The following is a 9,394-nucleotide window of genomic DNA, read 5'->3' as shown; positions in this document are numbered from 1 at the left end:
GATGAATTAGGAAATAGTACCGAAATTGAAGGCCATATAGAAATTTTAGATTATATCAGTTTAAGCGATATATCTATAGATTCAACCGTTGCACGGGGTAAGGATTTTCATGCCGAGTTTATGATAGATGCCGTTAAAGGAATTCATAACATTACAGTAGATATGCATGCACATGATATTACTGTAGGCCAAGGCGAGGAAGAATTAGATTTAGAACTAGAATTTTTAGAGGGGTACCACGAGAAAACTTCAGTAGAATTTCATCAACATATTGATATTCCAGCTACAGCTCCTGCTGGTGAATACCATGTTACTTTTACCGTAGAAGACGAAGATGGAAACACCAAAGCATACGAAACTCATATAGATGTTACAGCCTAAATATAAATAATAATTCCGCATGGTACAAAATCTACCATGCGGTTTTAAAACATATAAAAATGAACTTTATACAAAAATATTTTTACACCGCATGTATTATACTTTTAGCGGTATCCTGTTCTAGTGACACTAGTATAAAGGATGAAGAAAAACCAACGATTACTATTGATTATAACGGAGGTTTCCCTCAAGCTTGCCAAACATTACAACGTGGAGAAACATACTTGTTTAAGGCGCAAACAACAGATAATATGGCTTTGGCTGCTTATAGCATTGATATTCATCATAATTTTGACCATCATACACACGATGATCAGGAAGAAACTTGCACATTAGAAAACACTAAAAACGCCATAAACCCATTAATTTTTATTGAAAACTACACTATAGAAAATGATGTGAAATCCTTTGAAATCAATATTAGTGTTACAATTCCAGACAATATTGATACAGGCGATTATCACTGTTCCTATTCGGTAACCGATGAAACAGGATGGCAAAGTAGAACATCTGTAGATATAAAAATTATATAATAATGAGGTCTCTTTTTACTTGTAACAGAAGTGTTTATTTAATTTTTTTATGGTATGCTAAAAATATAAATATTATATTAGTTATCGATAAAGAAATGCTCTAAACAAACTCCCTTTAGTATAGACCTAGATGCAAAATATAAGCCAAGATAAAACCAATAATAACCCAAATGGGTTACCGCTAGAAAAAGATAAAATTATTGAAAGACAAATACGTTTTCAAGAACTGTTAATTAGTATATCTACACAATATATTAATTCAGATTTATCTGATATTAACAAACTAATTAATACTTCGTTACAGCAAATAGGTGAGTTTGTAGAATCGGACAGGAGTTATGTTTTTTCTTATAACTTTTCAAACAATACAGCTTCTAATACTTACGAATGGTGTGCAAACGGTATAGAACCAGAATTAGATAAATTACAACAGGTCTCCTTAGAGTATTTTCCGCAATGGGTTGAAGCACACAAAGCAGGCAAAGCCTTTTTTGTTGAAAATGTAGATTTATTGCCCGAAATTGGCCAACAAAATTTGCACGATATTTTAGAACAACAGGGTATTAAAAGTTTAATTACTATACCTAAATTTAAAAATAAAGAATTAATAGGTTTTATTGGTTTTGACTCTGTAAGAAAAATTAATAAATATAACGAAAATGAAAAAGAGATTTTATTTGTATTTGCAAATATGTTGGTTAACGCACTACAGCGTAAAGAAAATGAGGAGCGCATAAAAGCACAAGAAGCAAGAAAAGAAGAGCTGTTGCTGTTTTTATCGAAGCAAAACCAAGAGTTAAATGAATATGCTCACGCGGTGTCTCACGATTTAAAAGCACCTTTAATTAACATTTATACCTTGGTGACTTGGTTTATGGATGATAATAAGGCGTTTATTGACGAAGCGGCTTTAAACTCATTAAAACAAGTTTTATTTAACGTAGAAAAAATGAACCTTTTAATCCAAGGGATTTTCGATTATTCAACCATTGACAAGCAGACCGATGACGATAAGCTTGTAAATTTAAATGTTACTTTAAAAGAAATTTTACAAACTATTGTAGTGCCCAACTCTATTCAAATTACGGTAGAAGAAAACCTGCCAATGGTTTTTGGAAATACATGGAAGATTATGCAAATTTTTAAACACGTAATCCAAAATGCAATTAATTTTTCAGACAAAGATAAAGGATTAATAAACATAGGATGTGTGGAAAAGGGGAGTCATTACGAGTTTTTTATAAAAGATAATGGCATTGGAATTAAAGCCGATTATTTTGAAAAAATATTTAACGTATTTACTAAATTAGATAGTACAAAATCGTCTTCTGGTATGGGACTTTCAATCGTAAAAAAAATTATAAATCAATATAACGGAGAGATTTGGTTAAAAAGTGAAGAGGGACTCGGTACAACGTTTTACTTTAAACTTTTAAAAGATATTAAGAAATAGTACCTGCAACTTTCATATTTAATTTTTAATACAAGCATCGCATTGCCCTTGCAATAATACTTGAGCTATTTCAACATTCCGATTAGGTATTTCTGGAATATGGACATTAATATCTAAACAATCTACTTTTCCGCAGGTAATACATTGAAAATGTGGATGAACATCGTGATGCTTTGTAGAAGAACAATTATTACATTTTGCATACCATTTATGACCATTTTTTCCTAAAAAGGAATGCACAACACCATCATCCTCTAGTTTATTTAAAATACGATAAACGGTTGTTTTATTCATATCAGAATTAAGTCTTTCTACTAAAGTAATTACAGAGATGGCACTAGAATCTTTATCAAATTGCTTTACTACTATTTCAACCGATTTTGTTTTTCTTAAAATACCCATATTACAAAGATAGGGTTACACCATTTTATAAACAAATAGTATTGTTAAATTTAACGCAACGTTGTTGCATTAGTGATTAATAACACTATATTTGCAACTTAGTTGTATTTAAGAAATAATGATATTGATAAAACAAAAATCCGACAGTATTGGGGCATTAGCCAGTACACTTTGCCTTATACATTGTGTGGCAACTCCGTTTATTTTTATTGCACAAAGTTGTTCTATTGCAGACTGTAACAATGTGCCTAGTTGGTGGGGAGGTATAGATTATGTCTTCTTAATAATTTCATTTTTTGCCGTATATCGTTCTGCACAAACAACCTCTAAAAATTGGATAAAATATTCTCTGTGGGTAAGTTATTTGGTATTGTTTACGGTAATAATTAACGAAAAAAGTGCTTGGTTCCATATAAATGAAAATGTTATATACATTCCAGCCATAGCCTTAATCACCTTGCACCTTTACAATAGAAAATACTGTCAATGTAATCACAATAAATGTTGTACAAATGAAGGATAAAGAACAAATTATAATAGCGGGCGATAATCATTTTTCCACAAATATAGAAACCCCTTTACGCCCTGATGCTTTTTGTAAATCGGATAATGAAAAAATAAAAAATATCCAGCATCATTTTAAAATGATTATGCAAGAAATGGGACTCGACTTAACCGATGATAGCTTATCTGGAACCCCGTATCGTGTTGCTAAAATGTATATAAACGAGTTATTTTATGGATTAAATCCTGCAAATAAACCAAAATTATCAACATTCGATAACAAATACGACTATAACAAAATACTCGTAGAGCAATATATTAATATAAATTCTGCCTGCGAGCATCACTTTTTACCTATTGTAGGGCATGCGCATATAGGATATATTCCTACTAAAAAAGTTATTGGTTTATCTAAAATTAATCGCCTAGTCGATTATTATTCTCATCGTCCACAAGTACAAGAACGCCTGGCTGTTCAAATTTTAAATGATTTACAAGAGGTGTTAGAAACAAAAGACGTGATTGTAGTAATTAACGCCAAACATCTTTGTGTATCTTCTAGAGGTATTAAAGACAAAAATAGTTTTACAACCACTTTAGAATATGGCGGTTGTTTTAATAAAAAAAGCTTCCGAAACGAATTTATAGCTATTATTAATCAACCAACTCTATAATTTAATAGTTAGTAATTCTATAATTCATTTTAAACCATGGAAGCCATAATAACAGTTGTTGGGTTTTTAGGAGCGGGCAAAACTACGCTACTAAAACACCTGTTAGAGAGTTTTAATAAAAATAATTGGAATCCTTTTGTTGTTTTAAATGATTATCAAAATGCATATTTAGATGCTCAACAATTTGCTAAGCGAGTTGGATTAAATAATATTAAGCCATTAAGCGGTAGTTGTATTTGTTGCAGTGGTATTGTAGAACTTAGAAATACGATAAACAGAATTCCCGAAAGAAAAAATGCAATCACTTTAATTGAGGCAAACGGAACATCGGATGCCTGTTCTTTAATGGAATTTTTAGGCGTAGGGTTAAACGAGCGGTTTTTACCACCCATTCAAATTTCGGTGGTCGATGTAAAAAACTGGCAACTGCGGGGCGAACATAATGAATTGGAGGCAAACCAAATTCAAGTATCGTCTTTACTAATTTTAACATATCTTAATGATGTTAGTAATACTCGAAAAACAAACGTTATTAATCAATTAAAAAAGCTGAATCCTTCTGCTAAAATTATACCAATCGAAAATTTGGAGGCTTTATTGTTACCCGAATTGATGCCCTCTAAAAACATAGGACAAAAGTTGGATCACCAAAAGGCACATTGGGCATCGTGCTCGGTAGATTTACCAAACTTACCCCATGAGAAATATATTGAAACCATATGTTCTGCAATACCTAAAAGTATCCTGAGAGTAAAAGGTTGTACTCTAATTGGAGATGCTACCAAATACACTTATTTTGAACGTACACCCGATGGACATGTTCATATTAGGCCTTTTAATGGAATTCCCGTAACGGGATCTAAACTACTAACCATAGGGCCTGGTAGTGATCCTGATACTTTACAAAAAATAATTAAATCGATACTATTAACAGACACAAAGTAAACTATAATAACTTCAGAATAATAGATTTTAATACATGAAAAAATTACCTGTAACCGTATTAAGTGGTTTTTTGGGCGCTGGAAAAACCACATTACTAAACCATGTTTTACATAACAAAAAAGGATTAAAAGTTGCCGTTATTGTTAACGATATGAGCGAGGTAAATATAGATGCTCAATTTATTGAAAATGAAAATACACTTTCTAGAACGGAAGAAAAATTAGTTGAAATGTCTAACGGTTGCATTTGTTGTACGTTGCGGGAGGACTTGATGATAGAAGTAGAAAAATTAGCAGCTCAAAACAAATTCGATTATTTATTAATTGAAAGTACCGGGATTAGTGAACCTATTCCGGTAGCACAAACCTTTACTTTTGAAAGTGAAGACGGTAAAATAGATTTAAGTCGTTTTAGTTTTATTGACACGATGGTAACCGTAGTGGATGCCTTTAATTTCTTAAAAGATTTTTCTAGTTCAGATTATCTAACCACGCGAGAACTTACTAATATAGAAGGCGATAACAGAACGATTGTTAATTTATTGACAGATCAAATTGAATTTGCTAATGTTATTATTATTAATAAAATGGATTTGGTAAGCCCAGATCAAGTAGAAGAACTTCGTGCCATTATCCATAAATTAAATCCAGAAGCACAACTTATAACAACACAAGAATCTAAAGTGGAGTTAGACCGTGTAATTAATACCGGGTTATTCGATTATGAAAAAGCAGAAGCCTCTGCCGGGTGGTTAAAAGAATTAGAAAATGAACATGTACCAGAAACCGAAGAATACGGTATAACTTCGTTTGTTTTTAGAAGTAAAACCCCTTTTCATCCTGATCGTTTTTTAAATTATTTAAATGAACGTTTTCCTCAAAATATTATTAGAAGCAAAGGCTTATTTTGGTTAGCCTCTAGGCCCAATCAAGCCTTATTATGGAGTTCTGCAGGAGGGTCTTGCAAAGCAGATAGTGCCGGTGTTTGGTGGGCTTCAATGTCTTTTGGAGAACGTATTTCGTATGCTTCTTTTCTTGATAATCAGAAAGAAATTGAATCTAGTTGGGATACACTGTTTGGAGATAGAAAGATAGAATTAGTTTTTATTGGGCAACACCTTAACAAAGAAAAAATAAAAACAGAATTGCAAGATTGTTTACTCACAAAACTTGAAATAGAAGTCTGGAAAAAACAACAATTTCCGCAACAAGACCTGTGGCCAATAGCCATTTAAAAAGAAAAAAAGACGTATAGAACATTTCAAAATGATACATACAAATCAACTTACATTTCAATATAATAAAAATGAACCCGTTTTTAGTTTTCCAAATATCACGCTAAACCCACAAGAAAATTTACTTGTTTTAGGAAAGTCGGGTATAGGCAAAACAACCCTTCTACATCTTTTAGCTGGTCTGTTAAAGCCTGCTAGCGGCAATGTAAGTATAAACGATACAGATATCAATCACTTAAATAGTGGTCAATTAGATGTTTTTAGAGGTAAACATATAGGCTTGGTTTTTCAAAAAAAGCACGCTATACCAGCATTAAATGTTTTTGAGAATTTACAAGCACGTCTTTTCTTCAGTAAAAAAAAGGTTAAAACTGAAGTTATTGACGAGTTGCTAAAACAACTAGATTTATATAACGTTAAATACAGTAAAATAAACAAACTTAGTGAGGGGCAGCTACAGCGTTTAGGTATTGCATCTGCCGTAATACACCAACCTAAAGTTATTTTGGCCGATGAACCTACCTCAAGTTTAGATGATAAAAATTGTAATATCGTTATAAAACTTCTTATAGAACAAACTCAAAAAAACAAGGCGAACTTAATTGTTATAACTCACGATGCTAGAATTAAACCGTTTTTCCAAAATACTATAGCCTTATGAATATTTGGAAAATAAGCATACAAAACATGAAATCGAAACCGCTTTATACTTTTTTAAGCGTTTTTATTTTATCACTAAGTATTATACTCCTTTTAGGCATAAAACAATTAAAAAAATCTTTTGAATACCAAATGGAAAATAATTTGGGCGATATCGATATGGTTATTGGAGCAAAAGGAAGTCCGTTACAATTGGTGTTAGCTTCGGTATTGCATATTGATAATCCAACAGGAAATATTGTATATCAAGATGCTAAAAACATAGCTAAAAACCCATTAATTAAATCTGCTGTACCAATTTCTTATGGTGATAATTATAAAGGATTTCGAATTGTAGGAACAAGCGATACTTTTACTTCGTTTTATCATGCGGAATTAAAAGCAGGACATCGAGTTAAAAAATCTATGGAAGTTGTATTGGGTGCATCTGTAGCCAAACAATTAGGGCTTCAAATTGGAGATACTATTTTAAGTGCTCATGGGCTAATAAAAAATAGTATTGAGGTGCATGAGGAAAAATTAACGGTAGTAGGTATTTTAAAACCAACCTTCAAGGTTATAGACCGTTTAATTATTACTAGTTTAGAGAGTGTTTGGGATGTCCATAATCATGATAAAGAACATAAACACGAAGATAATCATGAGGCGCATCATGAAGCTGAAGACAGAGAAATAACATCCTTATTAGTGTCTTTTAGAAGCCCAAGAGCATTTTTAACAATGCCACGAAAAATTAATGAACAAACCAATATGCAAGCTGCATTACCAAAATTCGAATTAGAGCGTTTATACCAGTATACAGGTATTGGTTTGCAAACTATTACCGCTATTGCCTATGTAATATTAATTATTTCTGGTATTATTTTATTTAGTAGTCTCTACAAAATGGTAAAAGAACGCAGTTTCGATTTAGCAATTTTACGAACCTACGGTGCAAGTAATTTTCAATTAATAAAAATTGTGGCTTACGAGGGTTGCATCATTTCGTTTACCGCTTTGTTCTTAGCTTTTATCTTTATAAAAACTGGTTTCATATTTATATTTAAAATCATGAATGTTGAAGATAAATTGTACATGCTACAAGCATTGTCCTGTGAAGACCTTTTAAATGTGGCAGGTTTAGTTTTTATAATAACAATAGTATCTATTTTAATGGCAGTTTACCCGATATTGAAAATGGATATTTCAACTATTTTAAGTCATGAAAAATAAATTCAAAATAATAGTGCTTCTTTTATGGTGTGCTATAGGTTATGGTCAAAAAAAAATTACATGGGCGCATTTGGCTAAAGTAACCTTCGCAGATAAATATTTTCCTGCTTATGATGAGTATTTTATGTACCCAACATTTTCAGAATCTGTAAAAGCTTTAGAAGGAACTCAAATTACCATTACCGGCTATTTTTTAAATATAGATCCCGAAGCAAAATTGTATATGCTATCCAAAGGACCTATGTCTGCCTGTTTTTTTTGTGGACAAGGTGGACCAGAAACCGCTGTAGAATTGCAGTTTTCAAAAACCCCAAAATTTAAAACAGACGATATTATAAGTGTTACAGGAAGCTTAAAGCTTAACAAAGACAATGTAGAGCATTTTAATTATATTCTTACAGGCTGTACTGCTTTAAAATTAAAATAAACCATGTGTCTAATTTGCTTAAATAATCTTATTAAAACATCTAATGCAAGTTAGTTGTTTTAGTATAAAAAAGATAATATTTTTTAAAACAACTGTTACACCCCTTAATTATATACTATTTCATTTTAATGAAGTTTAACCATATTAAACATATTATAGCCTATTTTCTGCTGGTAATTTTTCTTTTTGTAAAAGTATTGGGATTACATGCTATATCGCATTCGGATAGTGATAAACACCACGATAATTGTGTTATTTGCAACCATGCGATTACACATAATTTAACACCAACTCTTTTTCCAGATACTATTGACGTTCAGTTGGAAGATATTCCTATTTTAATACCTTCAAATATCGTTTACAACTACCGCTGTGTTATTCTTAGTAGTAATATGGCTAGGGCATTATTTTCCCGTCCTCCTCCTGTACTGCTAAATTACTTATTCTTTACATGTTATGCTTAAAAACAGAGCTTGCTTTGCTTTCTGTTAACTTAGGATAATTAGATTTTTAAAGCAATCTAAAACATGCTTGATGTTTCATTTTTGCTACTGCCTTTTTTTTAGGCATAATACTATTCAAGTTATTTATGCTTGGCTTAGTAGTAGGTAATAAAACTTGACATATGGCTGCTATAGTGTGCATCATAGTGTTTACACCAAATACTTTATAATAGAAAAACACGAGTTGCCGTTACGCCTAAGTTTATAGAATGCTAAGGTTGTATTTAAACGGGTTTATCGCTAAAAAGCTTATAGCCCGCAACGCATAGCATTCAGCTTATAATATTTTTAGCAACACTAATTTTCACAAATTAATAAACGTGACAGAACTAGGTAGAACCATCTCATAAATAGTCCTTTTTTAAATAAATAATAATCAAATTAATAATTAAACAATGAAAACAACAGTTATGAAAACAAAAATTAAATCTTTAGCAATTGTAGCACTAGTAGCCACCTTTTTATT

At 31.5% G+C, this 9,394-nt stretch carries 12 protein-coding genes; 11 read left to right on the top strand and 1 reads right to left on the bottom strand.

Annotated elements, in window-relative coordinates; genetic code table 11:
- From FQU21_RS16905 to FQU21_RS16895, 3 genes are all read left to right on the top strand, one after another.
- Positions 1-381 (top strand): DUF4625 domain-containing protein (locus tag FQU21_RS16905; RefSeq protein WP_147678685.1); only part of this gene is annotated, 381 nt, incomplete at its 5' end.
- Between the two features lie 59 nt (positions 382-440).
- Positions 441-914 (top strand): DUF4625 domain-containing protein, encoded by a 474-nt coding sequence (locus FQU21_RS16900; protein WP_147679191.1) that lies wholly within the window; start codon positions 441-443, stop codon positions 912-914.
- Positions 915-1,044: 130 nt separating this feature from the next.
- Positions 1,045-2,367 carry a GAF domain-containing sensor histidine kinase gene (locus tag FQU21_RS16895; RefSeq protein WP_147679190.1) on the top strand — a complete coding sequence of 441 codons (1,323 nt, stop codon included), beginning with the start codon at positions 1,045-1,047 and terminating at the stop codon, positions 2,365-2,367.
- A gap of 18 nt (positions 2,368-2,385) precedes the next feature.
- Here the strand turns inward: FQU21_RS16895 and FQU21_RS16890 are convergent, their stop codons facing one another.
- Complete coding sequence (locus FQU21_RS16890; RefSeq protein WP_147679189.1) at positions 2,386-2,769, bottom strand: Fur family transcriptional regulator; 384 nt, start codon at positions 2,767-2,769, stop codon at positions 2,386-2,388.
- Positions 2,770-2,887: 118 nt separating this feature from the next.
- On the opposite strand from FQU21_RS16890, the gene FQU21_RS16885 reads away from it, so the two are divergent.
- The 8 genes from FQU21_RS16885 (at position 2,888) to FQU21_RS16850 (ending at position 8,889) form a co-directional block, all read left to right on the top strand.
- The gene (locus FQU21_RS16885) at positions 2,888-3,292 is read left to right on the top strand and encodes a MerC domain-containing protein (RefSeq protein WP_147679188.1); all 405 of its coding nucleotides are present in this window, start codon (positions 2,888-2,890) and stop codon (positions 3,290-3,292) included.
- A complete protein-coding gene (folE, locus tag FQU21_RS16880; RefSeq protein ID WP_147679187.1) occupies positions 3,282-3,947 on the top strand; it encodes a GTP cyclohydrolase I FolE in 666 nt (221 codons plus the stop codon). Before FQU21_RS16885 ends, folE begins: the two co-directional genes overlap by 11 nt.
- Positions 3,948-3,983: 36 nt before the next feature.
- The gene (locus FQU21_RS16875) at positions 3,984-4,892 is read left to right on the top strand and encodes a GTP-binding protein (protein ID WP_147679186.1); all 909 of its coding nucleotides are present in this window, start codon (positions 3,984-3,986) and stop codon (positions 4,890-4,892) included.
- Positions 4,893-4,926: 34 nt separating this feature from the next.
- A complete protein-coding gene (locus tag FQU21_RS16870) occupies positions 4,927-6,126 on the top strand; it encodes a GTP-binding protein (protein ID WP_147679185.1) in 1,200 nt (399 codons plus the stop codon).
- A gap of 31 nt (positions 6,127-6,157) precedes the next feature.
- On the top strand, positions 6,158-6,787 hold the full coding sequence (locus FQU21_RS16865; protein WP_147679184.1) for an ABC transporter ATP-binding protein: 630 nt from the start codon (positions 6,158-6,160) through the stop codon (positions 6,785-6,787).
- The gene (locus FQU21_RS16860; RefSeq protein WP_147679183.1) at positions 6,784-7,998 is read left to right on the top strand and encodes an ABC transporter permease; all 1,215 of its coding nucleotides are present in this window, start codon (positions 6,784-6,786) and stop codon (positions 7,996-7,998) included. Before FQU21_RS16865 ends, FQU21_RS16860 begins: the two co-directional genes overlap by 4 nt.
- Positions 7,988-8,425, top strand: coding sequence for a hypothetical protein (locus FQU21_RS16855; protein WP_147679182.1), 438 nt, complete (start codon positions 7,988-7,990; stop codon positions 8,423-8,425). Before FQU21_RS16860 ends, FQU21_RS16855 begins: the two co-directional genes overlap by 11 nt.
- A 128-nt stretch (positions 8,426-8,553) precedes the next feature.
- On the top strand, positions 8,554-8,889 hold the full coding sequence (locus FQU21_RS16850) for a hypothetical protein (RefSeq protein ID WP_147679181.1): 336 nt from the start codon (positions 8,554-8,556) through the stop codon (positions 8,887-8,889).
- Positions 8,890-9,394 lie beyond the last annotated feature (505 nt).

This window comes from Algibacter pacificus, from assembly GCF_008033385.1.
Lineage (GTDB): Bacteria > Bacteroidota > Bacteroidia > Flavobacteriales > Flavobacteriaceae > Algibacter > Algibacter pacificus.
The sequence above is the reverse complement of the archived record's forward strand: the minus strand, read 5'-3'. Positions and strand labels throughout refer to the sequence as shown.